Source organism: Actinotalea soli (genome assembly GCF_017565425.1).
Taxonomy (GTDB): domain Bacteria; phylum Actinomycetota; class Actinomycetes; order Actinomycetales; family Cellulomonadaceae; genus Actinotalea; species Actinotalea soli.
Genome location: NZ_JAGEMK010000008.1, coordinates 68439 through 93345 on the forward strand (window position 1 = coordinate 68439; position 24907 = coordinate 93345).

24 protein-coding genes and 1 tRNA gene are annotated in these 24907 nt (G+C 73.2%); 12 read left to right on the forward strand and 13 right to left on the reverse strand.

What is annotated here, in order from left to right:
• Nucleotides 1-8 precede the first annotated feature (8 nt).
• Nucleotides 9-917, reverse strand: a complete 909-nt coding sequence (locus tag J4G33_RS13635) for an ABC transporter ATP-binding protein (RefSeq protein WP_208056542.1) — start codon at nucleotides 915-917, stop codon at nucleotides 9-11.
• 147 nt (nucleotides 918-1064) lie between these two features.
• Here J4G33_RS13635 and J4G33_RS13640 point away from each other — a divergent pair, with 147 nt between their 5' ends.
• The 3 genes from J4G33_RS13640 to J4G33_RS13650 all read left to right on the forward strand — a co-directional run bounded on the left by J4G33_RS13640 (nucleotide 1065) and on the right by J4G33_RS13650 (nucleotide 4058).
• Entirely contained in the window at nucleotides 1065-1898 is an 834-nt protein-coding gene (locus tag J4G33_RS13640) for an aldo/keto reductase (RefSeq protein ID WP_208056543.1), read from the forward strand.
• 145 nt (nucleotides 1899-2043) lie between these two features.
• Nucleotides 2044-3270 (forward strand): toxic anion resistance protein, encoded by a 1227-nt coding sequence (locus tag J4G33_RS13645; RefSeq protein ID WP_208056544.1) that lies wholly within the window; start codon nucleotides 2044-2046, stop codon nucleotides 3268-3270.
• A 2-nt stretch (nucleotides 3271-3272) separates the two neighbouring features.
• Nucleotides 3273-4058 (forward strand): hypothetical protein, encoded by a 786-nt coding sequence (locus tag J4G33_RS13650; RefSeq protein WP_208056545.1) that lies wholly within the window; start codon nucleotides 3273-3275, stop codon nucleotides 4056-4058.
• Nucleotides 4059-4189: 131 nt separating this feature from the next.
• On the opposite strand, the gene J4G33_RS13655 is transcribed toward J4G33_RS13650, so the two are convergent.
• Both J4G33_RS13655 and J4G33_RS13660 read right to left on the reverse strand, forming a co-directional pair.
• Nucleotides 4190-4279 (reverse strand) — tRNA-Ser (locus J4G33_RS13655).
• Between the two features lie 65 nt (nucleotides 4280-4344).
• Entirely contained in the window at nucleotides 4345-5181 is an 837-nt protein-coding gene (locus J4G33_RS13660; protein ID WP_208056546.1) for an NAD(P)H-binding protein, read from the reverse strand.
• A 136-nt stretch (nucleotides 5182-5317) separates the two neighbouring features.
• Here J4G33_RS13660 and J4G33_RS13665 point away from each other — a divergent pair, with 136 nt between their 5' ends.
• Entirely contained in the window at nucleotides 5318-6343 is a 1026-nt protein-coding gene (locus tag J4G33_RS13665) for an AraC family transcriptional regulator (protein WP_307793902.1), read from the forward strand.
• A 4-nt stretch (nucleotides 6344-6347) separates the two neighbouring features.
• Nucleotides 6348-7244 carry a Sir2 family NAD-dependent protein deacetylase gene (locus J4G33_RS13670; RefSeq protein WP_372435068.1) on the forward strand — a complete coding sequence of 299 codons (897 nt, stop codon included), beginning with the start codon at nucleotides 6348-6350 and terminating at the stop codon, nucleotides 7242-7244.
• 188 nt (nucleotides 7245-7432) lie between these two features.
• On the opposite strand, the gene tadA is transcribed toward J4G33_RS13670, so the two are convergent.
• Nucleotides 7433-7894 (reverse strand): tRNA adenosine(34) deaminase TadA, encoded by a 462-nt coding sequence (tadA, locus tag J4G33_RS13675; RefSeq protein WP_243759105.1) that lies wholly within the window; start codon nucleotides 7892-7894, stop codon nucleotides 7433-7435.
• A gap of 41 nt (nucleotides 7895-7935) precedes the next feature.
• Between tadA and upp the strand changes: the two genes are divergently transcribed.
• The 3 genes from upp to ddaH all read left to right on the forward strand — a co-directional run bounded on the left by upp (nucleotide 7936) and on the right by ddaH (nucleotide 9888).
• Nucleotides 7936-8571 (forward strand): uracil phosphoribosyltransferase, encoded by a 636-nt coding sequence (gene upp / locus J4G33_RS13680; protein ID WP_208056548.1) that lies wholly within the window; start codon nucleotides 7936-7938, stop codon nucleotides 8569-8571.
• Between the two features lie 124 nt (nucleotides 8572-8695).
• A complete protein-coding gene (locus J4G33_RS13685) occupies nucleotides 8696-8920 on the forward strand; it encodes a helix-turn-helix domain-containing protein (protein WP_208056549.1) in 225 nt (74 codons plus the stop codon).
• 185 nt (nucleotides 8921-9105) lie between these two features.
• Nucleotides 9106-9888, forward strand: coding sequence for a dimethylargininase (gene ddaH, locus J4G33_RS13690; RefSeq protein WP_208056550.1), 783 nt, complete (start codon nucleotides 9106-9108; stop codon nucleotides 9886-9888).
• Between the two features lie 78 nt (nucleotides 9889-9966).
• Here ddaH and J4G33_RS13695 read toward each other — a convergent pair whose 3' ends face one another.
• Genes J4G33_RS13695 through idi form a run of 7 tightly spaced genes read right to left on the reverse strand, consistent with a single transcriptional unit; the run spans nucleotide 9967 to nucleotide 15759 of the window.
• Entirely contained in the window at nucleotides 9967-10830 is an 864-nt protein-coding gene (locus J4G33_RS13695) for a prenyltransferase (RefSeq protein WP_208056551.1), read from the reverse strand.
• The gene (locus J4G33_RS13700) at nucleotides 10827-11192 is read right to left on the reverse strand and encodes a lycopene cyclase domain-containing protein (protein WP_208056552.1); all 366 of its coding nucleotides are present in this window, start codon (nucleotides 11190-11192) and stop codon (nucleotides 10827-10829) included. Before J4G33_RS13700 ends, J4G33_RS13695 begins: the two co-directional genes overlap by 4 nt.
• The gene (locus J4G33_RS13705) at nucleotides 11189-11542 is read right to left on the reverse strand and encodes a lycopene cyclase domain-containing protein (protein ID WP_208056553.1); all 354 of its coding nucleotides are present in this window, start codon (nucleotides 11540-11542) and stop codon (nucleotides 11189-11191) included. The genes J4G33_RS13700 and J4G33_RS13705 overlap by 4 nt, the downstream gene beginning before the upstream one ends.
• Nucleotides 11539-13224 (reverse strand): phytoene desaturase family protein, encoded by a 1686-nt coding sequence (crtI, locus tag J4G33_RS13710; protein ID WP_208056554.1) that lies wholly within the window; start codon nucleotides 13222-13224, stop codon nucleotides 11539-11541. The genes J4G33_RS13705 and crtI overlap by 4 nt, the downstream gene beginning before the upstream one ends.
• The gene (locus tag J4G33_RS13715) at nucleotides 13221-14093 is read right to left on the reverse strand and encodes a phytoene/squalene synthase family protein (protein WP_307793903.1); all 873 of its coding nucleotides are present in this window, start codon (nucleotides 14091-14093) and stop codon (nucleotides 13221-13223) included. The genes crtI and J4G33_RS13715 overlap by 4 nt, the downstream gene beginning before the upstream one ends.
• Complete coding sequence (locus J4G33_RS13720; RefSeq protein WP_208056556.1) at nucleotides 14090-15190, reverse strand: polyprenyl synthetase family protein; 1101 nt, start codon at nucleotides 15188-15190, stop codon at nucleotides 14090-14092. Before J4G33_RS13720 ends, J4G33_RS13715 begins: the two co-directional genes overlap by 4 nt.
• 2 nt (nucleotides 15191-15192) lie before the next feature.
• Complete coding sequence (idi, locus tag J4G33_RS13725) at nucleotides 15193-15759, reverse strand: isopentenyl-diphosphate Delta-isomerase (RefSeq protein ID WP_208056557.1); 567 nt, start codon at nucleotides 15757-15759, stop codon at nucleotides 15193-15195.
• 216 nt (nucleotides 15760-15975) lie between these two features.
• On the opposite strand from idi, the gene J4G33_RS13730 reads away from it, so the two are divergent.
• Both J4G33_RS13730 and J4G33_RS13735 read left to right on the forward strand, forming a co-directional pair.
• Nucleotides 15976-16731, forward strand: coding sequence for a glycosyltransferase family 2 protein (locus J4G33_RS13730; protein WP_307793904.1), 756 nt, complete (start codon nucleotides 15976-15978; stop codon nucleotides 16729-16731).
• Between the two features lie 10 nt (nucleotides 16732-16741).
• On the forward strand, nucleotides 16742-17437 hold the full coding sequence (locus tag J4G33_RS13735) for an SDR family oxidoreductase (protein ID WP_208056559.1): 696 nt from the start codon (nucleotides 16742-16744) through the stop codon (nucleotides 17435-17437).
• 21 nt (nucleotides 17438-17458) lie between these two features.
• Here J4G33_RS13735 and J4G33_RS17640 read toward each other — a convergent pair whose 3' ends face one another.
• Complete coding sequence (locus tag J4G33_RS17640; protein WP_208056560.1) at nucleotides 17459-20683, reverse strand: sigma-70 family RNA polymerase sigma factor; 3225 nt, start codon at nucleotides 20681-20683, stop codon at nucleotides 17459-17461.
• A 184-nt stretch (nucleotides 20684-20867) separates the two neighbouring features.
• Here J4G33_RS17640 and J4G33_RS13745 point away from each other — a divergent pair, with 184 nt between their 5' ends.
• Nucleotides 20868-21635 (forward strand): hypothetical protein, encoded by a 768-nt coding sequence (locus J4G33_RS13745; RefSeq protein WP_208056561.1) that lies wholly within the window; start codon nucleotides 20868-20870, stop codon nucleotides 21633-21635.
• A gap of 63 nt (nucleotides 21636-21698) precedes the next feature.
• Nucleotides 21699-23828 (forward strand): prolyl oligopeptidase family serine peptidase, encoded by a 2130-nt coding sequence (locus tag J4G33_RS13750; RefSeq protein ID WP_208056562.1) that lies wholly within the window; start codon nucleotides 21699-21701, stop codon nucleotides 23826-23828.
• Between the two features lie 77 nt (nucleotides 23829-23905).
• Here the strand turns inward: J4G33_RS13750 and nrdF are convergent, their stop codons facing one another.
• Entirely contained in the window at nucleotides 23906-24877 is a 972-nt protein-coding gene (gene nrdF / locus J4G33_RS13755) for a class 1b ribonucleoside-diphosphate reductase subunit beta (protein WP_208056563.1), read from the reverse strand.
• Nucleotides 24878-24907: the final 30 nt, after the last annotated feature.

Below are 24907 nucleotides of genomic sequence, written 5' to 3' on the forward strand. Positions count from 1 at the left end.
CCGCGGGCTCAGGGGGTGGGGTTCTGGGGCGCCGGGGCGCGGCGGGTGCGCTCGTGGTGGCGGGCACGCACGCGGGTGCGCAGGAGGCCGGTCCGCGGGTCGTGGTCCACCTCGACGGCGATGCCGTACGCGGCGGTCAGGTGCTCGGAGGTCAGCACGACCTCGGGCGGACCGGAGGCGACCACCCGGCCGTCGACGAGCAGGACGACCGTGTCCGCGACGGCCGCGGCCTGGTCGAGGTCGTGCAGCACCAGGCCGACGGCGATGCCGTGGGTGTCGGCCAGGTCCCGGACGATGTCGAGCAGCTCGGCCTGGTAGCGCAGGTCGAGGAAGGTCGTCGGCTCGTCGAGGAGGAGCACCGGGGTGTCCTGGGCGAGGCAGGCGGCGAGCCACACGCGCTGCAGCTGGCCGCCCGAGAGGTTGTCGACCGGACGGTCGCCCAGATGGGTGGTGCCGGTGAGGTGCATGGCCCGGTCGACCGCCACGGCGCCCTCGGGGTCGGCGGACCGCCAGCGCCCGCGGTGCGGGTGGCGCCCGTACTCGACGAGCTCGCGGACGGTGACCCCACCCGGCGTCGGGCGGCTCTGGGACAGCAGCGTGAGGCGGTGCGCGAGCTCGCGGCGGGAGAGGTCGCCGACGTCCTGGGCCTCGCCGGGTGCGCCGACGCCAACCTGCCCGCCCGAGCGGGGGTGCAGGGCCGCGAGGGTGCGCAGCAGGGTGGACTTGCCGCTGCCGTTGGGGCCGACCAGGGTCGTCACCTGGCCCGCCCGCAGGCGCAGGTCGACGTCGTGGACCACCGTCTCGCCGCGGTAGCCGGCGCTCGCACCAGCGGCCTCGAGCAGGGTCGGGTGCGCGGCGAGGTCCGGTGCGAGGGCGCCCGGAAGCACAGGGGCGTCGAGCAGGAGGTCGTCGGGCATGGGCCTAAGGTAAGGCTCACCTCAGTGCGGATCCAAACCGTCCGGCTGTCGGACAGGGGCCTACCGGGGCGACCCCTGGGCGGCGGGTCGAGCAGCGGGTGGGCCCGCCAACAGGCGAGGTCGGCGCCGAGGCTGTCGAATGGGGAGATGAGCACCGTCCCGAACATCAGCCTGAACAACGGCGTCGAGATCCCCCAGCTGGGCTACGGCGTCTTCCAGATCGACCCGGCGGAGACCAAGGACGCCGTCCTGCAGGCCTTCGAGGTGGGCTACCGGCACATCGACACCGCCCAGATGTACGGCAACGAGAAGGGCGTGGGCGAGGCCGTCGCGGAGTCCGGCCTGGACCGCGACGAGGTCTTCATCACCAGCAAGCTCAACAACAACGCCCACGACCCCGAGGTCGCGGCCCAGGCCTTCGACCGGACCCTCGAGGAGCTCGGGCTCGAGCACGTCGACCTGTTCCTCATCCACTGGCCGCTCGCCACCGTGACGAACTTCGTGGAGACCTGGGGGGCCATGGAGGACTTCTACCGTTCGGGTCGCGCCAAGGCCATCGGCGTCTCCAACTTCCAGCCCCACCACCTGAACCGTCTGCACGCCGAGACGACGATCCCGCCCGCCGTCAACCAGATCGAGGTGCACCCGTACCTCACCCAGGACGAGGTGCGCGCCTACGGCGCCGAGCACGACATCGCCACCGAGGCGTGGAGCCCGATCGCCCAGGGCCTGGTGCTCGACGACCCGACGATCGTGCGCATCGCCGAGTCCCACGGCCGCACCCCTGCCCAGGTGACGCTGCGCTGGCACCTGCAGCGCGGCGACATCGTCTTCCCCAAGTCGGTGACCCGCTCGCGCATGGAGGAGAACTTCGACGTCTTCGGCTTCGAGCTGAGCACCGTCGACCTCGCGGACATCTCCGAGCTCAACCGCGACCACCGCACCGGGCCGGACCCGGACACGTTCAACAAGATTCCCTGAGACGTCGCGCCGGCCGCCCGCGCTCTGCCCGACGGGGCGCGGGCAGACCGGACGGCGGGCGCGCGAGAACGTCCCCCCGGCCGCAGCCCCGTCCCGGACGGGTTTGAGGGAGAATCGGCTCAGACCCCGAGTCCGAGGAGGGCACATGTCACACCCGCGCGGCCTTGACCGGGACGAGCCAGGGCAGCTCGAGGACTCGTTCGAGCTCGAGCCGCCGTCGCCGACGACCGCGGTCACCGTCCACCAGCCGGAGAAGGTCGGCGGCATGGTGCTCGTGGATGCCGAGGCGCAGCGCAAGCACGCCGAGACGGCGCAGGCCCACCTCGACGACCTGCTCCAGGCCCCGCTGCACAGCCCGGAGTTCCAGGCCAAGCTCGCCCGTCTCACCCGGCTGGGGGAGGGCGTGATGCAGCAGGCCGGTGACTCCGCCAACCGGATGCTCCAGCGGCCGGCAGCGGCTCTGGCGGCCAGCGGCACCGACCCGGCCGCGCGCACGGGCACGACCCTGGCGGAGCTCCGGCAGATCGTCACCGAGCTGGACCCCAAGCGGCACGACCTCACCGGCGCCAGGCGGACCTTCAAGTTCATGCCCGGCGGCACCAGGCTGCAGCGGTACTTCCAGAAGTACGAGGCCGCCCAGGAGCAGCTCAACGCCATCACCAAGGCGCTCCAGGGCGGTCAGGACGAGCTGCGGCAGGACAACGCCGCCATCCAGACCGAGCGCGACGCCCTGTGGCAGGCGCTCAGCGAGCTGGCCGACGTGGCCGTCCTCGCGCGCCACCTGGGCGACGGTCTCGAGGAGCGCATCGCCGCCCTGCGCAGCGAGGGCAGGGGTGACGACGCCGCCGCCCTCGAGTCGGACGCCCTGTTCTCCCTGCGCCAGCGTCACCAGGACCTCATGACCCAGATGGCGGTCGCGGTCCAGGGCTACCTGGCGCTCGACGTCGTGAAGAAGAACAACATCGAGCTCATCAAGGGCGTGGACCGCGCCCTGGACACCACCATGGCCGCGCTGCGTGTCGCCGTGATCACCTCCCAGGCGCTGGGTCAGCAGCGGATCGTGCTCACCCAGGTCGACGCGCTCAACGCGACGACCTCGGACATGATCGTCGCCACCTCCGAGCTGCTGCGGGCGCAGGGCACCGCCATCCAGCAGCAGGCGTCCCGGGCCACCGTGGACACCGAGAAGCTGCAGCAGGCGTTCGACACCGTGTTCCAGGCGATGGACGAGATCGACCGGTACAAGGCCGAGGCCACACGGTCGATGAAGCAGACGGCGACGGCCCTCGAGGGCCAGGTCAGCCGCGCCCGCCTGCACCTGGAGCGCAGCCACGCGTCCGACGCCGCCACAGCAGACCCGGGGAGGCGCTGACCATGTCGCGGCTGACGCTGGGCAACGTGGTCAAGGTGACGGCCGTCGTCGTCTTCTTCCCCCTCCTCGCCTACCTGGTGCTCGTCATCGGCGCGGTGCGCAAGAACCTCAGGACGACGCTCGAGGGCCTGCTCTACGCCGGGGCCTTCTCCGTGGCCGTGTTCGTGCTGGACTTCTGGGGGCCGCCCGCCCTGCTCGCGGTGACGGCCACGATCGCCTCGGGCGTCCGCTCGTGGCACCTGCGTGACCTGTGGCTGCCGGCACGTCGCCGGTGGTGGAAGCGCGGCCGCCCCAAGGCCTCCACGGACGTCGAACCGGCCCGCGCGCCGCGCACCACCGCCGTGGAGGGGTCCGAGCACCTGCCCTCGGCGGTCGCCTGGGTCCGCAGGCACGCCGACCAGAACAGGCACCGCCTGCCGGGCAACACCCACCAGACCGTGCTGCACACCTGCCAGGTGCTGGACGCCGTGATCGCAGCCGAGCAGCACGAGCCGACCGCGGACCCGCGGTTCGAGTACGAGCTGGACGCCATGGCCCGGCGGTACCTGCCGAGCGTCCTCAAGCACTACCTGGCGATCGCGCCGAGCAGCGTGCAGGAGCGCCAGCCCAACGGGCGCACCCCCGACGAGGAGCTGACCGAGCAGCTGCGGATCCTCTCGGCCCAGGCCGACGCCCTCGACGCGAGCCGCCACCGTCGCCTCACGGCCGAGCTGAGCACCACCGGCAACTTCCTCCGGGAGAAGTACGGCCTCGGCCAGCCGGACGCCGCCGAGTTCCGGATCCAGTGACGGCCGTCTGCGGACGGCGGTGCACGCGGTCCGCGGCCGGGCCACGCACGACTGAACCCCCCGCAGGACGCCCTTCCGGGGCCCCGCGAGGGGTTCTGTCACGTCAAGGGCCTGAGCTCGTCAGGACCCCGTGGCGGTAGCGGTGGGATTTGAACCCACGGTGGACTTTCACCCACACACGCTTTCGAGGCGTGCTCCTTAGGCCGCTCGGACACGCTACCTCGCCAGAGAGGCTACCTGGTCAGGTGCGTGCGCTCCCAATCGAGCGCGCCTGGTTGCCTCGATCTCACCCCCAGGCGCCCGCCGCAGCCGCATCACGCGCGAACTCGGCGAGGCTGCGGGCCGGGCGCCCGAGGGCCGCCTGCACGCCGTCGACCGGGTGGACGTTGCGCCCGTCGAAGACCTCCAGGCACAGGTCGGTCAGCATGTCGGCGTAGTCGGCGCCGGCCTCGGCGGTGAGGACCGCACGGAACTCCTCGGGGTCCATCGCCAGGTAGCCGACCTCACGTCCGGTCGTCGTCGCGATCACCTCGGCGACCTCCGTGAACGTCAGGGCCTGCGGCCCGGTCACCTCGTGCACCCGACCGCGCAGGGCCGGGTCGGTGAGGGCGGCGACGACCAGGTCCGCGACGTCGTCGAGGTCGACGAAGGGCTCGGGGACGTGCCCGGCCGGCAGCGCGACCATGCCGCTGAGCACGCCGTCGCGCAGGGCGCCCTCGGAGAAGTTCTGCATGAACCACGAGGCGCGGACCACCGTCCACTCGAGCCCGGACTCCTCGAGCACGAGCTCGGCCCGGCGGGCGTTCGCCTCGCCCCGCCCCGAGAGCAGCACCACGTGCTCGACCCCGGCAACCCGCGCCAGGGTGACCAGCTCGGCGACGTCCTCGGGGGCGCCGTCGACGGCGAGGTCGGGCACGTAGGCGACGTAGAGGGCGGTGGCTCCGGCGATGGCCGGGGCCCAGGTGCTGCGGTCCTGCCAGTCGAAGGGCGGGGTCGATCGGCGCGACCGGCCGACGACGGGGACCCCGGCCTGCTCGAGCCGGGAGATGACGCGGTGGCCGGTCTTGCCGGTCGCGCCGAGGACGTGGACGGCGGTGGTGCTCGGGGCGGTGGTGCTGGTCATGATCTGCTCCTTGGTCTGGGTGACGGCTCCACCTTCTGGCGCCCGGCTCGCACGATCCATGCCCTCACGTCCGCCCTCCTGTGCCGTTCGTCCGAGGGCCCTGGACGCACCCTTCCGGCGCTGCGAGGCTCGTCCCGTGACCAGCAACGCACCCCGCCAGCACGCGCGGTCCTTCCCTGCGCCGCGCCCCGACCCTGTCGGCGAGGCCCTCCACCTGCTGCGCCTCGACGGCGCGCTGTACTGCCGCTCGGAGCTCACGGCCCCGTGGGGCATCGACCTCCCGGCGGTCGACGACCTGCTCTTCCTGCACGTGGTGACCTCGGGCCGGGCGTGGCTCGCGGTCGACGGCGCACCGCCCAGGGCCCTCGACCAGGGCACCGTGGGCCTGGTGGCCCCCGGGGTCCGGCACCGCCTGACCAGCGACCCCGCGGCGCGCGCGACCCCCCTGTTCGACATCCCCGTCGAGACCCTGAGCGACCGGTACGAGGTGCTGCGTCACGGCGGCGGGGGCGAGCCCACCCTGGCGACCTGCAGCGCGTTGCGACTGGACCACGTGGCCGCCGGGCGACTCCTCGCCGAGCTGCCCCCCTCCCTCGTGGTCGACGTGTGGACCGACGACGACCTGGGCTGGGTGCACAGCACCATGCGACTGATCGCGCGCGAGGCCTCGGCCGACCGGCCCGGTGGGGAGACCGTCCTGACCCGTCTCGCCGACGTGCTGGCCGTCCAGGTGCTGCGGGCCTGGCTCGACTCCAGTCAGGCCGGGGCGCAGGGCTGGCTGGCGGCCCTGCGCGACGAGCACGTCGGGGCCGCCCTCGCCGCGGTGCACCGCTCCCCCGCGCACCCCTGGACCCTCGACCGGCTCGCGGCCCTCGCGCACCTGTCCCGCTCGGCCTTCGCCGCCCGCTGCACGGCCCTGCTCGGCGAGCCGGCCATGCGGTACGTCACCTGGTGGCGGCTGCGCCTGGCCCACGACCGCCTGGCCGCCGGGGAGGGCCCGGTGGCCAGCGTCGCGCACGAGGTCGGCTACGTCTCGGAGGCGGCCTTCTCGCGGGCCTTCCGGCGCGAGTTCGGCCTCGCCCCGGGCGAGGTCCGACGGCGCAGCCCGGCGCCGCTGCCGCGCTCCCCGGAGGTGACCAAGGAGCTCGCCGTCGTACCGTGAGGAGGTGAGCACCACCCCGCTGAGCAGCACTCCCCCGAGCCCTCCCCCCACACCCGTCCCCCCGCCCGACGCCGCCGCCGACGCGCAGCAGGTCGAGCGCGCCGCGGAGCTGCTCGCCGGCCGACCGTTCGTGGTGCTCACGGGGGCGGGGATCTCGACGGACTCGGGCATCCCCGACTACCGCGGGCCGGACTCCCCGCCGCGCACCCCCATGACGTACCAGCAGTTCGTGGGCGACGCCGCCTTCCGGCGCACCTACTGGGCCCGCAACCACGTGGGCTGGCGGCACGTGCACCGCACCCGGCCCAACCCGGGCCACGAGGCGATCGCCGCGATGGAGGGGCGGGGCGCCGTCGTCGGGGTGATCACGCAGAACGTGGACCGGCTGCACCAGCTCGCGGGCAGCCGCACCGTGATCGACCTGCACGGCACCTACGCCGACGTGATCTGCCTGAGCTGCGGGACCCGGGTCAGCCGGGACGAGCTCGCGGTGCGGCTCGAGGCCCTCAACCCGGGCTTCGCCGAGGCGGTCGGGGCGGTGGCCGACGTCGAGATCGCTCCCGACGCGGACGCCGTCGTCGAGTCGACCGAGGGGTTCGTGGTCGCGGACTGCGCGGTGTGCGGCGGGCTGCTCAAGCCGGACATCGTCTACTTCGGCGAGAACGTGCCCAAGGAGCGGGTGGCCCGCGCGACGGCCCTGGTCGACGCGGCCGAGGCCCTCGTCGTCGCCGGGACCTCCCTGACGGTGCTCTCGGGCCGCCGGTTCGTCACGCAGGCCTCCAGGGCCGGCCACCCCGTGGTGATCATCAACCGCGGCCCGACCCGCAGCGACCACCTCGCCGACCTCCGCCTCGAGGCCGGCACCACCCCCACCCTCCGCGCCCTGGCCACTTACCTCTAACCCCCCACCTCGTGTCAGACGCTGGGATACCCAGAGCACCCGCTGCTTCTGACACGAGCTGGCCTCACTCTCGTGTCAGAACCTGGGATACCTGGGGCACCCTGAGCCTCTGACACGAGCCTCGCGGGATCTCGTGTCAGAACCTCAGATACCCAGGGCCACCTGTGCTTCTGACACGAGGTGGGGGGCTAGCGGTGGGGGGCGAAGAAGTCGCGGAGGAGGGCGGCGCAGTCCTGCTCGAGGACGCCGCCGAGCACCTCGACCTGGTGGTTGAGACGGCGGTCGCGGACCAGGTCGTGGACCGAGCCGGTCGCGCCCGCCTTGGGGTCCCAGGCACCCAGGACCAGCCGCTCGACGCGGGCCAGCACCACCGCACCGGCGCACATGGCGCAGGGCTCGAGGGTCACCACCAAGGTGCAGTCGTCTAGCCGCCACCGGCCCAGCCGCTCGGCGGCCTCCCGCAGGGCCAGCACCTCGGCATGGGCGGTCGGGTCCCCCACGGCCTCGCGCCGGTTCCGACCCCGCCCGACGACGTCGCCCCCCGGCCCGATCACGACGGCCCCCACGGGCACGTCCCCGGTCGCCAGGCAGGCCCGGGCCTCGGCGAGGGCCACGCGCATGTGCGCCAGATCGGCGTCGGACACCTTCATGGGCCCATCCTCCCGCGGCACGCAGCCGGTACGGTGCACCCATGCGCCTGCACGTCGCCGACCACCCGCTGGTCGCCCACAAGCTGTCCGTCCTGAGGGACAAGGACACCCCCTCCCCGGTCTTCCGCCAGCTCGTCGAGGAGCTCGTCACGCTCCTCGCCTACGAGGCCACGCGAGAGGTCCGCACCGTCGAGATCGAGGTCCAGACCCCGGTGGCCGTCACCACGGGCACCCACCTGGCCGAGCCGCGCCCGCTGGTGGTGCCGATCCTGCGGGCCGGGCTCGGGATGCTCGAGGGCATGACCCGTCTGCTCCCCACGGCCGAGGTCGGGTTCCTGGGGCTCCAGCGCGACGAGGAGACCCTGCAGGCCATCACCTACGCCAACCGTCTGCCGGACGACCTCTCGGGCCGCCAGTGCTTCGTCCTGGACCCGATGCTCGCCACCGGCGGCACGCTCATCGCGAGCATCGACTACCTCTTCGAGCGTGGCGCGCGGGACGTGACCTGCATCTGCCTGCTCGCGGCCCCCGAGGGCCTGGCCCTGGTCGAGAAGCACGTGGGCGACCGGGCCGACGTGAACGTCGTCGTCGCGGCCGTCGACGAGCGGCTCGACGAGAAGGCCTACATCGTGCCCGGGCTGGGCGACGCCGGGGACCGCCTCTACGGCCTGGTGTGACCGCGCCCGCTTGCTGACGTTTTGTCCTGACAGGGTGCACCCGACCGGGTGAGAACCGTCCACCATGTGAGATCCGACGGGATCGACCTTGGTGGCCGGGCTCCGAGGCAGTCACACTCCTGTCATGACTCGTGTCGACTCTGCCGTGACCGCCGGTTCGCCGGTGAGCCACCGTGAGCCGGCACGAGCCCTGGGCGCGCACGCCCCGTCGTCGCGCGCCCTCGATGGACAGGTGCGACGCCTGCGGAAGAAGCTGGGGGGCTTCTCGCACGTCGTCACCGTCGAGGGCGCGGGGCCCGTCGGCCCCGCGCCCGTGGACGTCCTCGTCGGCTCGGGGGATGCTGGCTGAGGACTTAGGGCACTGTCGGGTCGCGTGACCAGGGGGCTTGCTCCGCGACCCGGCAGTGCCGCTCCCCTGCGCCCGCATCACCCCCATCGCCCGCCAGCGTTGAGATGTCACTTCTTGGCACTTCCGCGGTGGCGATGCGCCACAGAGTGACATCTCAACGAGGTGGGTGGGCCAGGATGGGCCCTATGACGACGCGACCTCGCATCCTGGTCCGGCCCCCGTCGGGGCGACTCGAGGACGGTGAGCTGACCCACCTCGAGCGTCAGCCCGTCGACGCCGGGCTCGCCCGGACCCAGTGGGACGCCTATCGCGCGGCCTTCACCGCCCACGGCTGGGAGGTGCAGCAGATCGAGGCCGCCGAGGACCAGCCGGACGGGGTCTTCGTCGAGGACGTCGTCGTCATGGTCGACGACGCCGCGATCCTCACCTCCCCCGGGGCGGACAGCCGCCGCGGCGAGGTCGAGAGCATGGCCCGCGCCCTCGAGGCCCTCCGCGCGCAGGGCGAGCCGATCACGATCCACCGGATCACCGCCCCGGGCACCCTCGAGGGTGGAGACGTGCTCAAGGTCGGCTCGACGGTCTACGTCGGCCGCAGCAGCCGCACCAACGACGAGGGCATCGCCCAGCTCACCGCGATCGTCGAGCCCCTCGGTCGGACCGTGGTGACGGTCCCGCTGACCAAGGCCCTGCACCTCAAGACGGCGGTCACGGCCCTGCCCGACGGCACGGTCATCGGCTACGAGCCGATCGTCGACGACCCGGGCATCTTCCCCAGCTTCCTCGCCGTCCCCGAGGCCGAGGGCACCGCCGTCGTCGTCCTCGACGAGACGACCGTGCTGCTCTCGGCCCACGCCCCGCGAACCGCCGAGCTGCTCCGCGCCCGCGGACTGACCGTCGTCACCACCCCGGTCACCGAGTTCGAGAAGCTCGAGGGCTGCGTCACCTGCCTCTCCGTCCGCCTCCGCTGACCCACCACTCTCGTGTCAGAACCTCAGGTACCCCTGGGTACCTGAGGTTCTGACACGAGAACGCGTGGGTGGGTTGGGTCAGGTGAGGGCGGTCCAGATGAGGAGCATCGTGACGAAGAAGCCGACGACGTAGTTCGCGCCGAGGAACTGGCGCCAGCCACGGTTGGCGGTCTCGGCCTCGGCCTCGGTGACCGATCGATAGGGCCAGCACAGCACCACGTAGGGCAGCACCAGCAGGCCGGCGAGGGGCCCGGGCCACGGGACCGCGATCATCAGCAGCCCGGCCGCGACGTAGCAGGCGAGGGCGAAGCGCACCGTGGTGCGCGGGCCCAGCACCGTGGCGATCGAGGAGATGCCCCCCTCGCGGTCCGCCGTGACGTCCTGCACGGCGCCGAAGGCCTGGCTCGCCACCCCCCAGAGGAAGAAGGCCGCGAGGATCAGCCACGTGCCGCGCCCGATGGGCTCCCCGGCGAGGACCAGGCCGTACAGGGCCGGGGAGGCGAAGTGGGTGCTCGAGGTGAGCGAGTCCAGGACGGGCCGCTCCTTGAACCGCAGCCGGGGCGCCGAGTACGCGACCACCGCGAAGAGCGACCCCGCGAGCACCAACCAGGAGGCCGGCGACCCGACCGTCACGAGCCACACGACGAAGGGCACCGGCAGCAGGGTCGCGGCCAGGAGCGTGGTGCGGTGCAGACGACGGTCGAGCAGCGCCCCCTCGACCCCGCCCTTGCGCGGGTTCTTGAGGTCGGACTCGTAGTCGAAGACGTCGTTGATCCCGTACATCAGCAGGTTGTACGGGATGAGGAAGAACAGGGTCCCGACCACGAGGACGACGTCGACCTCGCGCGTCACCATCACGTACGCCGCGGCGAAGGGGTACGCGGTGTTGACCCAGCTCAGCGGACGTGAGCTGAGGGTCAGCTGGCGCAACGTCTCGGTCATGCCTCGTCCTCCCGACGACGCCGGCCCAGCAGGTGCCACAGCGCAGGGAGCAGCAGCACCGCAGCCACCGAGTACGCGAAGTCCTCGATGGGGGCGACCCCGATGCTCCAGCCGATCCGCTGCTCGTCGTCGTAGGCCACCAGGCCCGAGCGGATCATGAGGTTGTCGAAGACCGCCGTCATGACCAGCAGCACCACGGTCGTGATGCCCAGGGCCCGCAGCGAGGGCCGGGTCCGCACCCGCCCCGCACCCGCCCGACCGGCACCCGCCCCGCCCGCGCGACGCCCACCCCACCACCACGCGAGCCCGAGCACAGCCAGGGCGACCGGCAGGAAGATCGCGTTGATCACCAGGTAGGTCACCGACCCACCTCCGCAGCCCGACCCCGCCGACCCTGACTCCGGGCCGCGAGCACGTGCCCGGCCCCGGCGTACAGGTTCATCGTGAGGTAGCAGAGCAGGGTGAGGAAGCCGATCTCCTCGACCGGGAGCTCGGGGGCGAGCTGGAGCCCGGTCATGAACTCGGTCTCCCCGCGGAAGAACACCCCGGTCGCGATGCCGACGAGGTCCCACACGACGAAGAACAGCACCCCCGCGACGAGCACGACGGCGGCGCGGCGCGCGTCGGCGAAGAAGAAGAGCCGGAACCGGTGGTCGAGGACCACCATCCCCGTGATCGAGATCAGGAGCGCGACGCCGTAGGCGAAGCTCATGCGGCCCCCGCCGGCGGAGGCTGACCCGGCCCGGGGGCGACGACGTGGCGCGGCGGGGCGAGGGGTTCGGGCAGCGGCCCGGTCGAGGTGTCCCCGCGCAGCCTCTTGACCACGAGCTCGGCGCTGATGAGGCACATGGGCAGCCCGATCCCGGGGATCACCGACCCACCCGCCAGGTAGAGGCCCTCGACGCGCCGCGAGACGTTGCCGGCCCGGAACATCGCGCTCTGCCGCAGGGTGTGCGCCGGGCCCAGGGCGGTGCCGCGCCAGGAGTTGAGGTCCCCGGCCCAGTCCCCCGGGCCCACGGTGCGCCGCACGACGACGCGCGCGGCGAGGTCCGGGATCCCGGCCCAGGCGGCGAGCTGGGAGATGGCCGCGTCGGCGACCTTCTCGACCCAGGGGTCCCCCGCGCCGTCGATCCCGCCACGGCCGAGCCGCTCGTCGGGCGGCACGGGCACCAGCACGACGACGTTCTCGTGGCCCGCGGGCGCCGCGTCGGGATCGGTCGCGGTCACCCGGGAGACGTACACCGAGGTCGGGTCGGGCATGACGACGGGGCCCTCGTCGCGCGGGGCGAAGATCCGGTCGAAGGTCTCGTCCCAGTTCTCGGCGAAGAACAGGCTGTGGTGGGCGAGCTCGGGCAGCTCGCCCTCGACGCCGAGGTAGATCATCACGGTGCTGGGGCCGGGCACCTGCTTGTCCCACCAGCGCCGCGAGTGGCTGCGCAGGTGCGGCGGCAGCAGGTCCCGCTCGGTGTGGTGCAGGTCCGCGGTCGAGACGACGACCTCGGCCGCGAGCTCGTGGACGCCCTCGCTGTCGCTGTACCGGACCCCGGTGGCGCGGGCCTTGCGGTGCCCGGGCAGGCCACGGCGCTCGCTGCCGCCGACCCGGCCCGTGGGCTCGGTGGTGATCGCGAGCACCTCGGCCCCGGTCCGCACCTCGACCCCCTCGGCGATCGCGAGGTCACGGATCGCGGTGATGAGGGTGCCGAAGCCGCCCTGCGGGTAGAGCACGCCGTCGACCAGGTCCAGGTGGCTCATCAGGTGGTACATGCTCGGCGTGAGGCTCGGGGCCGAGCCGAGGAACACCGCGGGGTAGCCGAGGATCTGGCGCAGCCGGGTGTCCTGCGCGGTGGCGTGGATGCGCTTCTCGAGGGACTGGGTGAGCAGCTTGGCCAGGCGCGGAGCGCGCGTCGTCACGTCGGCCTTCGCGAGGGGCAGCAGCGAGGCGAAGGTCGTGTAGAGGAAGTACTGCAGGGCCGTGGTGTACGTGTCCGAGGCCGAGTCGAGGTACTCGCGCAGCCTCGCGCCGGCCCCGGGCTCGACCTCCTCGAAGAGGCGCACGGCGTCCTCGACGTCGGAGCGCACGTCCAGCGGGTCGTGCTTCTCGTAGTACACCCGGTAGGCAGGGTCCAGGCGCACCAGGTCGAGCTGCTCGGCGGTGGTGGTGCCGAGCAGCTGGAAGAAGTGGTCGAAGACCTCGGGCATCAGGTACCAGGAGGGCCCGATGTCGAAGGTGAACCCGTCGGACTGCCAGGTGGCCGCCCGTCCGCCGACGTCCTCGCGGGCCTCGAGCAGGGTCACCTGGTGGCCCTCGCGCGCGAGGAGCGCCGCGGTCGCGAGCCCCGAGATGCCCCCGCCGATGACGACGGCGGTGCGGTCGGGAGCGCCGTGCCGAGTCATGCCGGGACCGCCGTCGCGCGCAGGGCCTGGGCCGCGACCCGGAGCTTGACCGGCCCGGGCACCCGGATGCGCGTGCGGGCGATCTCGACGGCCGGGGTGGCCGCGAGGCGGCTGGTCAGCTCGGCGAACAGGCCGTAGGCGACGCCGACGGCGCGGCGCGCGGGACGGGGCAGCTGGGGCAGGGCGGTGGCGGCGACCCTCAGGTCGGTGTCGATGTCAGCCAAGATCTCGGCCTTCTGCTCCTCGGTCAGGTGGGCGGGGTCGACGTCGACGAAGTAGCTGCGGCCGAGGCGGTCCGCGTCGTCGGCGAGGTCCCGCAGGAAGTTGATCTTCTGGAAGGCGGCGCCCAGGGCCCGCGCCCCCGGGGTCAGCTCGGCGTAGCGCGCGTCGCGGACCGCCGCGGGCTCGTCGAGGAGGAAGACGCGCAGGCACATCAGCCCGACCACCTCGGCGCTGCCGTAGATGTACGCGGCCAGGCTCGCGGCGTCGTGCGCCGTCTGCTCGAGGTCCATCCGCATCGAGGCGAAGAAGGGCACCGTGAGGTCGGCGCCGAACCCCGCCGTCCGCGCCGTCCGGGCGTAGGCGTGGACCAGCACATTGGTGCTGTAGCCGACCTCGACGGCCTCGAGGGCCTCCTCCTCGAGCCGGTCGAGCAGCCGGCGCGCGGTGGTGACGTCGCCCCCGGCCTCGGCCGTCGCGCCGTCGACCACCTCGTCCGCGAGACGCACCAGGGCGTAGACGTTGCGGATGTGGGTGCGGCTGCGTGCGTCGAGCAGACGCGTGGCGAGGCCGAAGCTCGTCGAGTACTCGCGCACGACGAGGTCGGCCGAACGCTCAGCCACAGCGTCGTACAGGTCGAGCCTGCTCACCGGCGGCACCGGGCCTCCTCGACGTGAGCCAGCACCGTCTCGAGGGAGCCGTCGACCTGGTCCACCACCGCACCCACCACAGGGGCGAGAGTACGGGGCAGCACCCCCAGGGAGGCGCGGACGCTCTCGAGGTCGGCCCGCACGTGGTCGGCCACCATCCCGGGGGCCGCGCTGCGGGCGAGGGCGACGCGCAGCCGGTCCGCGGTCGCGGCGTCGAGGTCCGCGCGGCCGAAGTCGGGCTCGATCTCGGACCACTCGGGCAGGGTGCGGGCGTGCAGCACCAGGGCGGTGAGCTTGCCCTCGCGCAGGTCGCTCACGTTGGACTTGCCGATCAGCTCCTCGGGGGCGAAGACGCCCAGCAGGTCGTCGACCAGCTGGAAGGCGCGGCCGAGCATGCGTCCGATGCGGTCGAGCTCGCGCAGGACGTCGGCCCCTGCCCCGGCGATGATCGCCCCGGCCCGCAGGGGGGCGCGGAAGGAGTACATCGCGGTCTTGGACTCGCAGACCAGCAGGGCCTCGCGCAGTCCCGGGGCCCCGATGCCCAGACCGAAGGCGGTGTCGTCGAGCTCGCCGCCCGCCGAGACCAGCAGGGTCTCGTCCATGAGGTCGAGCAGGGCGGTGCGGCGGCGCTCGCACAGCCCGACGCCGGCGACCAGGCGGTGCGCGCGGCTGAGCGCGAGGTCCCCCGCGAGGACGGCCGCTGCCTCGGACCAGCGCTGCGCGCGCTCGTCGTCGGCCCCGGTGGCCAGGGCCGAGGCGCGCATGGTGGCCGCGAGGTTGGGCTCGCCGCGGCGCACGGTGTCCCGGTCGATGAGGTCGTCGTGGATGAGGAAGGCCGTGTGCAGCAGCTCGAAGGCCGCCGCGACGGGGACGGCGTCCTCGAGGGCCGTGCCGCCCAGGGCCCGGTGGGTGCCCAGGACGATCGAGGAGCGGAACCGCTTGCCCCCGCAGACGCTGCGCTCGATCTCCGACCACAGCCGCTGGTAGTCCGAGCCGAAGGCCCCTGCCTGCTCGCGCGCCCCGCCCAGCACCTCGCGCAGCAGGTCCTCGACCCGCTGGTCCGGGCTGGTGGCCTGCGCGGCCCGTGGGGCGGTCATGGTCATGGTCTACCCGCTGTCGGCCCCGCAGGCTCCCCCGCCAGCATCGCGAGGCTCAGGTCCGCGGCGTGCTCGACCAGCCACGGGCTCAGGGCCCAGTGCGCGACCGCGACCACGTGGTGCAGGTCCTCGGGGCGGATCCACGCGACGTCCATGACCTCGTCGGGGTTCGGCAGCGGGGCGCCACCGGTCCGCGCGGTGTAGACGGGGCAGATCTCGTTCTCGACGATGCCCGAGGCGTCGACCGCGCGGTAGCGGAAGTCCGGCAGCACGAGCTCGACGTCGGTCACGGTGAGGCCGAGCTCGAACTCGGCGCGGCGTCGGATCGCGTCCTCGAAGGACTCGTCCGGGCCGGGGTGCCCGCACACCGAGTTGGTCCACACCCCGGGCCAGGTCTTCTTGCTCAGCGCGCGACGCGTCATGAGCAGGCGCCCCTCGCCGTCGATCACGTGGCAGCTGAAGGCCAGGTGGAGATGGGTGTCCGCGGTGTGCACGGAGGCCTTGTCGGCGGTGCCGATGCGCGCACCGTCGTCGTCCAGAAGAACGACAGTCTCCGTCGTGGGGGGCACGTGCTACCTCTCGTCGCCGGACCGGACAGCCTCGTCAGGGAGATCGACTCACATCCTCAGCATGCTGAGCATATTCGACGTCGCCCCGCTCGCGCGCGCGATGCCGCTCTCGCGTTGGCACAGGACACCACGAGCACGGCGACCTGTCGAGGCGAACACAGCAGTGCGCGGGCTCGCAGGGCCGGCGCACGCACCACGAGGAGGCAGGATGGCCCCGTGCCCCTGACCCTCTCGGTCGTCATCCCCGCCAAGGACGACGCCCCCGCCCTCGAGCGCTGCCTCACCCTCCTCGACGCCCAGACCCTGCCGCCCCTCGAGGTGGTCGTCGTCGACAACGGCTCCCGCGACAGCACCGCCGAGGTCGCCCTGGCTCACGGCGCACGTGTGGTCCCCGAGCCGGCCCGCGGCATCCCCGCGGCCGCCGCCACCGGCTACGACGCGGCCCGGGGCGAGGTCGTCGTCCGGTGCGACGCGGACTCCCGCCCCCCGGCGGACTGGCTCGTCCGCATCGCGCGGGCCTTCGAGGACTCCCCCGAGCTCGAGGCCCTCACCGGCTCGGGGGACTTCTACGACCTGCCCCCGGGCCGCTCGAGGCTGCACGGGCGCCTGTACCTGTGGTCCTACTACGTGACCATGCACGCCGCCCTCGCCCACCGGCCGCTCTGGGGCTCGAACATGGCGATGCGCCGCTCCCGCTGGGAGGCGGTGAGTGCCGAGGTGCACCGCACCGACCCCGAGCTGCACGACGACGTCGACCTGTCCTTCGTGCTGGGGCCGCGCCTGGTCGTGCGCTACGACCCGACCCTGCGGGTGGGCGTCTCCGGCAGGTCGCTGCAGGGCGGGGAGCTGCTCCGACGACGGTTCCGTCGCGCGTTCCGCACCCTGGCCGTCAACTGGCGGGACACCCCGCCGTGGTCGCGGTGGGCCCAGCGGCTGGGGCCTGCCCGCGCTGGTTCGCCCCCGCGGGCTTAGCGTGGGAGGCATGCGCATCGTCATCGCCGGAGGCCACGGGAAGATCGCCATGCACCTGAGCCGGATGCTCGCCGCCCGCGGCGACACGGCCGTGGGGCTGGTCCGCAACCCTGACCACGTTCCCGACCTCGCCGCGATCGGCGCGGAGGCCGTGGTGCTCGACCTCGAGCACAGCACGCCGAGCGAGGTGGCGGCGGTGCTCGACGGCGCCGACGCGGTGGTCTTCGCCGCCGGCGCCGGCCCGGGCTCGGGCCCCGCCCGCAAGGACACGGTCGACCGCGCGGCCGCGGTGCTCCTGGCCGACGCCGCCGAGCAGGCCCAGGTGCGCCGCTACCTGCTGGTCTCCTCGATGGGGGCCGACGAGGCCGACCAGGTCGAGGACGAGACCTTCCGCGCCTACCTCGAGGCCAAGCACGCCGCCGAGGTCGAGCTGCGCACGCGGGACCTGGACTGGACGATCCTGCGTCCCGGCGGGCTGACCGACGACGCCGGCACCGGCCACGTGACCCTCGAGGCGAGCGTCCCGCGCGAGCAGGTGCCCCGCGAGGACGTCGCCGCCGTGCTCGTCGGCATGCTCGACGAGCCTGCGACGTCGGGGCTCACGCTCGAGCTCGTGTCCGGTGAGGACCTGGTCGATGCGGCCCTGCAGGCCGCGTCACGGGGTGAGCCGGGAGACGGGTCCGCGGAGGCCGTCGCGGAGGGGTGAGGACGCGGGCGCCGGCGCCCGTCAGGGACGGAGCTGGACGACGCGCCACCAGGTGAGGAGGCCCGACGGCTCTGTCCCCGCCTCGCCCGGACCGCCGTACCTCTCGTAGAGCACGCCGTTGTGGATGACGCGGTCGCCGTTCTCGTACCAGGCGCCCCGCCGCCACTCGCGGATGACGTCGATCTCCTGCGGACCGGACTGCACCCCTGCGTCCGCCCGCGCGGTGACCGCGAGGGTCGGCGTCCGGTCGTGGTGGCTGTTGTCCCGCGCGGAGAGCCGTCCGGCCAGCACCGCCTCACCGCCAGGGCTGATGCCCGGACCGCCGAGGGCGCAGGTGACCGCGAGGCCCGACTGGGAGCAGCTCCACGCGTTGCTCTGACTGGTCCACCCGATCCTGTCGGAGAGCTGGACCGTCATGGTGACGCCCGTGGCCACCGACTCACCGCTGTTCGTGACCCGCAGGGACAGCGGCACCTGATCTCCGTGCTCCACCACGACCTCGCTCGGCGCTGCCACGGCGAGCCGGGCCGGCCCCTGGACGACGACCCGCAGGGTGCCGCCCGGGACGTCCTGGCCCGCGGCCCCCACCGAGACGGACAGGTCAGCGGCCCCGGGCCGGGCGGTGCCCGACGCGAGCACGGCCGAGACGGTGGTCGGCGCGACGCCCCCGGGGGCGATCACCCCGGCGTCGGCGCACACGGTGCTGGTGCCGCACGTGGTCCAGGCAGCGCCGTCCGGGGTGGTCACCGACAGCCCGGCGGGCACGCCCGCGAGGCGCACCTGCGCCGGCGCGCTGGTGGTGCCGCCGGTGTTGGTGACCTCGAACCGGACGGTCCTCGGGGCATCGAGCCGCACAGGATCCGGGCCGACGTCGACCGGGGTCACCGCGAGCGCGGCCGGGGCCGAGCGCACCGAGACCGCCTGGACCGCCTCCCTCTCGCCGGCCCGCACCTGGACGTCGACCTGCTCGTCGACGTCCAGCAGACCGGGCGCGGCGCTCACGGGGAGGGGGACGGCGACGGCTCCGCTTGCCGGGACGTCCACGGTCGCGCAGAGCTGCCCGTCGCAGGGCGCCCAGGCCGACGGCGCGACCTGGAGACGACCCGCCGGGACGGACGCGCGGAGCTGCACCGCCCGCGCGTCAGTCCCCCCGACGTTGGTGGCGCGCACCGTGAGCGACTGCGGTGCACCCGGCAGCACGGGGTCCGCGGATCCCGTCATCTCGAGGTTCACGTCGGCCGGTGCCGAGGTCACACGGCCCCTCAGCGTCGCGCGATGCACCTGCCCGTCGCCCTGGATCCAGGTCCGCAGCCCGATCGACGCGGTGGTGTCGGTGTTGGGGGTGGAGCTGTACCCGAGCGTGACCCGCGCGCTCAGCCTGGCCGTCGCCCCCGGCGCGATCCCCGAGGTCTCGCAGGTCCAGGTCTGGGAGGCGGCACCGCCCGGCTCGCAGGACCAGGACGCTGACACCGAGGTCCGTGCACTGCCGAACCCGGGAGCGGTGACGATCGGTTCGACGGATCCCGGAACGTCGGCCGGGAAGTCGAAGGCGATCAGCACGGCACCCGACAGGACCTGGCCCTCGTTGGTGATGGGGATGTCGACCACCGAGGCCGGGCCCGAGGAGACGGAGGTCTCCGCGACCGACCCACCGATCGTCACGACGGCCGGGCCGCGTGGCGTCTCGGGCTCTGCGGGCGGCGCAGGGGGACCAGGGGGCGGCTCCTGCGGGGCCTGCGGCTCGGGCACCGGCTCGCCAGGCACCGGTGCGGGGTCGGGCACCGGCGCGGGCTCGGGAGCGGGCGCCGTGTCTCCGGCCGTCGGCGGCTCCGCGGCCGGCGGGGGCTGCGGCGTGAACGGCGGGATCGACGTCGGGTCCGTCGGGTCGGCCACCTCTGGGGCTGTCTCGTCAGGTGTGGTCGAGGGGTCCTCGAAGAGGTCGGTGCCACCAAGGTCCTCGCCGGAGGCGACGGTCTCGTCGCCCGTGGTGCCGGTGTCCGGGTCGGTCTGCTGCTCGACGGCGGTGGGCCCGGGCTCGGCACCGGAGAACACGCCCATGGCACCGGCGACACCGACGGCCCCCGCCACGACCACGGCAGCAGCGACGAGCCCCAGGGCCAGCGGCGCCCCGGCGATCGCGGCGACGATGCCGGTGGCCGCCGCCGCTCCGGCACCGACGGCCCCGGTCGCCCCGGCACCCGCACCGGCTGCTGCGACGGTCCCGCCGACGCCCGCACCGCCCGCCGTCGTCCCGGCACCCGCTCCAGCGGTCGTCGCGCCGGCACCTGCGCCGGAACCACCGGCCCCGGCACCTCCCGCGCCCGTGCCGGTACCGCCACCGGTGCCCGTGCCCCCGCTGCCACCCGCGCCGTTGCCCGTCCCGGCCGCCACCGTCGCCCCGGAGGCCGAGACCGCCGTCGCGCTGGCACCGACCGCACCGCCGAAGCCCAGGCCGTGCAGCACCACGTACGCCGCGCCACCGAGGACCAGGGGGGCGATGACCACGCGCATGCCGTGGTTGACGTCGCCGAGCTCGAGGACGAGCCCGCGGCAGTGGCCGCAGTCGTCGAGGTGCAGCTCGACCATGGCGGTCTCGCGCTTGGCCAGGCCACCACGCACGTAGGCGCCGAGCTTGGGGTTGACGATGGTGCAGGCCTCGTCCTGGGGGGCGGCGAGGTGCTGCTGGAGGTAGGCCTGGCGCAGGCCCTCCCGGGCGCGGTAGGCCAGTGCGGCGACGCCGTTGGCGGTCAGGCCGAGCACCGGAGCGATCTCGGCCGGGCTGAGCTCCTCGACCTCGGTGTACCAGAGCACCGCCTGCCACCGTTCAGGCAGGGACTTGTACGCGTCGGAGACCAGGCCGCGCTCGAAGCCGACCATGGTCGGCTCCTCGGTCGACTCGACCGCGCCGGCCGCCGTCTCGAAGGCCTCGAGGTCGTCGGTGGGCTCGGTGCGACGGCCCGTCTCGATCCGCTTGAGGGCGACCCGCCGCAGGGCCGTGAAGAGGTAGGCCCGGAAGGCGACGTCGGGCCCGCCGCCCTGCTGGACGGTGGCGAAGACGTTGGAGAAGGCGTCGGCGACGGCGTCCTCGGCGTCGGCCGCGGAGTTCGAGTACTGTCTGGCGACGGCTCGGGCAGCGTCGACGTGCCGCTCGTAGAGCGTGCCGAAGGCCGCGGACTCCCCGGAGCGCACCGCGGTGATGAGCTCGGCGTCGGAAGCGAGCTCCCAACCGCTGGCGATGCTCGTCACGCCGGCCTCCTCACCGCGCCCGGTGCACGGTTTTCCATCGCACAGGTTCTCATGCTGCGTCAAGCCGTGGCTGCCGCCGTCCGAGGGATGACACCGCACGTCCGGCACGCTGGGACTTTGCAGGGCGCGAAGATTTTTTCCCGGAGTCGCGTCATGACTCGACGGTTCGCCGCTCTCATCCTCCGTGAGACCTTCCGAGCAGCTCCACGACGCGCCGGCCGCGAGCCTGCGCGAGCAGTGGCGCGCCACGACGGTGGACTCCGTCTGGCTGCGACCCGGTGACTGGTACCACCCCGCCGTCGACGCCCTGACCGAGGCAGTCAGCGCACGCCGCGACGCGACCGCCCCTGCCTTCCGTCTGGGCGAGGTGCGCGGCGCCGCCGGGGTCGGGATCGCCGAGACCCTCGACGATCTGGCCGTCCTGTACCGCCTGGTCGACGCCGAGCCCGGCCTCGACGTGCTGCGCTCGCTGTGCGAGGGCTGGTCCGCCGCGAAGGACACCACCGCGGTGCACGGCGGCTGCATGGACGCCGAGTCCGGCCTGCCGACCGTCGACTACCTGGGTGTCCGCCTCGCCGAGACCTACGGGCTCGCCGGCAAGCACGCCCACCACGCCTTCATGACCCACTGCCTGGTCCTCATCGACGTCGCCGCCGGGGACGTCCCGCCGTGGCGGCGCATGGCCCGGTCGGCCGCGATGGGCCGCGCGCTCACGTCAGCCCTGGCCCCCGGGCACCCGATGGCCGCGCTCGGTGGCGGGGCCTTCGCCGTCCTCGTCGGGCGGGACTGGGAGCTCGGCGAGACCGTGCGCCGCATGCGCGACCAGGTCAACGAGCACGCCGACCGGCTCCAGATCGCCGAGCTCATGCGCCAGCCCCCGCGCATCTGGATCGAGCCCCTGCCCGAGACCCACGCCCGGGCCGTGAACCTCCTGGACGACCTGCGCCGCTAGGTGTGACGTGGACCCTGGCCCGTTCGTTTGCCGGGAAGGGTCGACGCACCCAAGGATGACCCGGTGACCTCCCCCACCTCACCGTCCTCCGGGCCGCGCGACAGCTCCGTGGCGACCGCCCCCGCCGACCCGTACCTCTGGCTCGAGGAGGTCGAGGGCCCCGAGGCGCTGCGGTGGGTCGAGGAGCGCAACGCCGAGGCGATGGCCGCCCTCGAGGGGCCCGAGCTCGAGCGCATCCGCGGGGAGGTCCTCGAGGTCCTCGACTCGCAGGAGAAGATCCCCGTGGTCGTCGAGGCCGACGGTCACCTGTACAACTTCTGGCGCGACGCCGAGCACGTGCGCGGGCTGTGGCGACGCACCACCCTCGACGAGTACCGCACACCCACCCCCACGTGGGAGGTGCTGCTGGACCTGGACGCCCTGGCCGAGGCCGAGGGCGAGAGCTGGGTGTGGCACGGCGCGAGCCGCCTGCGCCCGGGCTCGACCCGCGCCCTGCTCGACCTGTCCCGCGGGGGCTCGGACGCCGACGTGACCCGCGAGTTCGACCTCGAGACCCGCACCTTCGTCACCGACGGGTTCGTGCGCCCCGAGGCCAAGGGCGGGGTCAGCTGGATCGACCGGGACACCCTGTTCGTCGCGACCGACACCGGCCCGGGCTCGACCACGACCTCGGGCTACCCGCGCATCGCACGTCGCTGGCACCGCGGCACGCCGCTCGAGCAGGCCGAGGTGGTCTTCGAGGGCACGGTCGAGGACCTCGCCGTGAGCGCCCACCACGACCGCACCCCCGGCTTCGAGCGCGACATCGTGGTCCGCGCCCTGGACTTCTACCACCAGGAGGTCTACCTCCTGGGGCCCGACGACGTCGCGACCCGCCTCGAGGTGCCCACCAGCGCCGAGGTCAGCCTCAAGCGCGAGTGGCTGCTGGTCGAGCTGCGCGAGCCCTGGGAGGTCGACGGTGCCACCCACCCGGCCGGGGCCCTGCTCGGCACCCGCCTGGTCGACTTCCTGGCCGGCGGCCGTGACCTCGAGGCCCTGTTCACCCCGACGCCCTCCTCCTCCCTGGCCGGGACCAGCTGGACCCGCAGCCACCTGGTCCTCACGGTGCTCGACGACGTGACCCACCACCTCGAGGTCCTCACCCCGCGCGACGGCGGGTGGTCCCGCCGCACCCTCGGGGCGGCCGACGTCGGCGCCCCGGCCCTCGGGACGCTGAGCGTCGCCGCGGTCGACTCGAACGACTCGGACGACCTGTGGCTCACGGGCACCGACTACCTGACCCCCACCACCTTCTCCCGGGTGAGCCTGGGCGAGGTCGCGGACGCCCGTGGGGCCACCGAGGCCACGGACCCGACGTCGGCCGTGCAGGTCGAGCACCTCAAGCGCGGGCCGGCCTTCTTCGACGCGAGCGGCCTGACCGTGGCCCAGCACATGGCGACCTCGGCCGACGGCACGCGCATCCCCTACTTCCTGGTGCGTCCCGTCGCCGCCGAGGGCCCGGTGCCGACCCTGCTCTACGGGTACGGCGGCTTCGAGATCTCCCTGACCCCCGCGTACTCGGGCGGGGTGGGTCGTGCCTGGCTGGCCCGGGGCGGTGCGTACGTGGTCGCCAACATCCGGGGCGGCGGTGAGTTCGGGCCGGGCTGGCACCAGGCCGCCCTCGGCAAGGACCGCCACCGCGCGTACGAGGACTTCGCCGCCGTGGCCCGCGACCTCGTCGAGCGTGGCATCACCACCCACGCCCAGCTCGGCGCCCAGGGCGGCAGCAACGGTGGGCTGCTCATGGGCAACATGCTGACCCAGTACCCTGAGCTCTTCGGCGCGATCGTCTGCCAGGTGCCCCTGCTGGACATGCGCCGCTACAACCAGCTCCTCGCCGGCGCCTCGTGGATGGCCGAGTACGGCGACCCCGACGACCCCGAGCAGTGGGAGTTCGTCCAGACCTTCTCCCCGTACCACCTGGTCGACCCCGAACGCGCCTACCCCCCGGTGCTGTTCACGACCTCGACCCGCGACGACCGCGTGCACCCCGGCCACGCCCGCAAGATGGCGGCCCTGCTGATCGACGGCGGCCGCGAGGTGCTCTCCTACGAGAACATCGAGGGCGGGCACGGCGGAGCGGCGACCAACGCCCAGGCGGCGCACATGGCGGCCCTGGCGTACACGTTCCTGTGGCAGCGGCTCGGGGGCTGAGCCCACACGTCGAGAACGCCGTCGGGCCCGGGGCCCCCGGGGGGGCCCCCGGGCCCCACGGCGGTGCTGGGCTGGGCTCAGAAGTCCCAGTCGTCGTCCTCGGTGTTGACGGCCTTGCCGATCACGTAGGACGAGCCCGAGCCGGAGAAGAAGTCGTGGTTCTCGTCGGCGTTGGGCGACAGGGCGGAGAGGATCGCCGGGTTGACGTCGGTCTCGTCCTTGGGGAAGAGGCCCTCGTACCCGAGGTTCATCAGCGCCTTGTTGGCGTTGTAGCGCAGGAACTTCTTGACGTCCTCGGTGAGGCCGACGCCGTCGTAGAGGTCCTGCGTGTACTCGACCTCGTTGTCGTACAGCTCGAAGAGCAGCTCGAACGTGTAGTCCTTGAGCTCCTGCTGCTCGGCCGAGGTCAGCTCGGCGAGGCCCTTCTGGTACTTGTAGCCGATGTAGTACCCGTGGACGGCCTCGTCACGGATGATCAGCCGGATCACGTCGGCGGTGTTGGTGAGCTTGGCTCGGCTCGACCAGTGCATCGGCAGGTAGAAGCCCGAGTAGAAGAGGAAGGACTCGAGCAGGGTGCTCGCGACCTTCCGCTTGAGCGGCTCGTCACCCCGGTAGTAGTTCATGACGATCTCGGCCTTGCGCTGGAGGTTGACGTTCTCCTCCGACCAGCGGAAGGCCTCGTCGATCTCCCGCGTGTTGCACAGGGTCGAGAAGATCGACGAGTACGACTTCGCGTGCACCGACTCCATGAAGGCGATGTTGGTGAGCACCGCCTCCTCGTGGGGGGTGCGGGCGTCCGGGATGAGGCTGACCGCGCCGACCGTGCCCTGGATGGTGTCCAGGAGGGTCAGGCCCGTGAAGACGCGCATGGTGAGCGTCTTCTCGTGCTCGGTCAGGGTGTTCCAGGACTGGATGTCGTTCGAGACCGGCACCTTCTCGGGCAGCCAGAAGTTCCCGACCAGGCGGTCCCAGACCTCGAGGTCCTTGTCGTCCTCGAGGCGGTTCCAGTTGATCGCCGAGACCTGGCTGACCAGCTTGAGCTTCTCCATCGTGATCCTCAGGCGTTCGTTCGGGGGCGG

Bases quoted from the DNA above. Each gene is read 5' to 3' on its own strand.
- J4G33_RS13635 (WP_208056542.1), bottom strand. From the start codon at position 917: ATGCCCGACGACCTCCTGCTCGACGCCCCTGTGCTTCCGGGCGCCCTC.
- J4G33_RS13640 (WP_208056543.1), top strand. From the start codon at position 1,065: ATGAGCACCGTCCCGAACATCAGCCTGAACAACGGCGTCGAGATCCCC.
- J4G33_RS13645 (WP_208056544.1), top strand. From the start codon at position 2,044: ATGTCACACCCGCGCGGCCTTGACCGGGACGAGCCAGGGCAGCTCGAG.
- J4G33_RS13650 (WP_208056545.1), top strand. From the start codon at position 3,273: ATGTCGCGGCTGACGCTGGGCAACGTGGTCAAGGTGACGGCCGTCGTC.
- J4G33_RS13660 (WP_208056546.1), bottom strand. From the start codon at position 5,181: ATGACCAGCACCACCGCCCCGAGCACCACCGCCGTCCACGTCCTCGGC.
- tadA (WP_243759105.1), bottom strand. From the start codon at position 7,894: ATGAAGGTGTCCGACGCCGATCTGGCGCACATGCGCGTGGCCCTCGCC.
- upp (WP_208056548.1), top strand. From the start codon at position 7,936: ATGCGCCTGCACGTCGCCGACCACCCGCTGGTCGCCCACAAGCTGTCC.
- J4G33_RS13685 (WP_208056549.1), top strand. From the start codon at position 8,696: ATGACTCGTGTCGACTCTGCCGTGACCGCCGGTTCGCCGGTGAGCCAC.
- ddaH (WP_208056550.1), top strand. From the start codon at position 9,106: ATGACGACGCGACCTCGCATCCTGGTCCGGCCCCCGTCGGGGCGACTC.
- J4G33_RS13695 (WP_208056551.1), bottom strand. From the start codon at position 10,830: ATGACCGAGACGTTGCGCCAGCTGACCCTCAGCTCACGTCCGCTGAGC.
- J4G33_RS13705 (WP_208056553.1), bottom strand. From the start codon at position 11,542: ATGAGCTTCGCCTACGGCGTCGCGCTCCTGATCTCGATCACGGGGATG.
- crtI (WP_208056554.1), bottom strand. From the start codon at position 13,224: ATGACTCGGCACGGCGCTCCCGACCGCACCGCCGTCGTCATCGGCGGG.
- J4G33_RS13720 (WP_208056556.1), bottom strand. From the start codon at position 15,190: ATGACCGCCCCACGGGCCGCGCAGGCCACCAGCCCGGACCAGCGGGTC.
- J4G33_RS13735 (WP_208056559.1), top strand. From the start codon at position 16,742: ATGCGCATCGTCATCGCCGGAGGCCACGGGAAGATCGCCATGCACCTG.
- nrdF (WP_208056563.1), bottom strand. From the start codon at position 24,877: ATGGAGAAGCTCAAGCTGGTCAGCCAGGTCTCGGCGATCAACTGGAAC.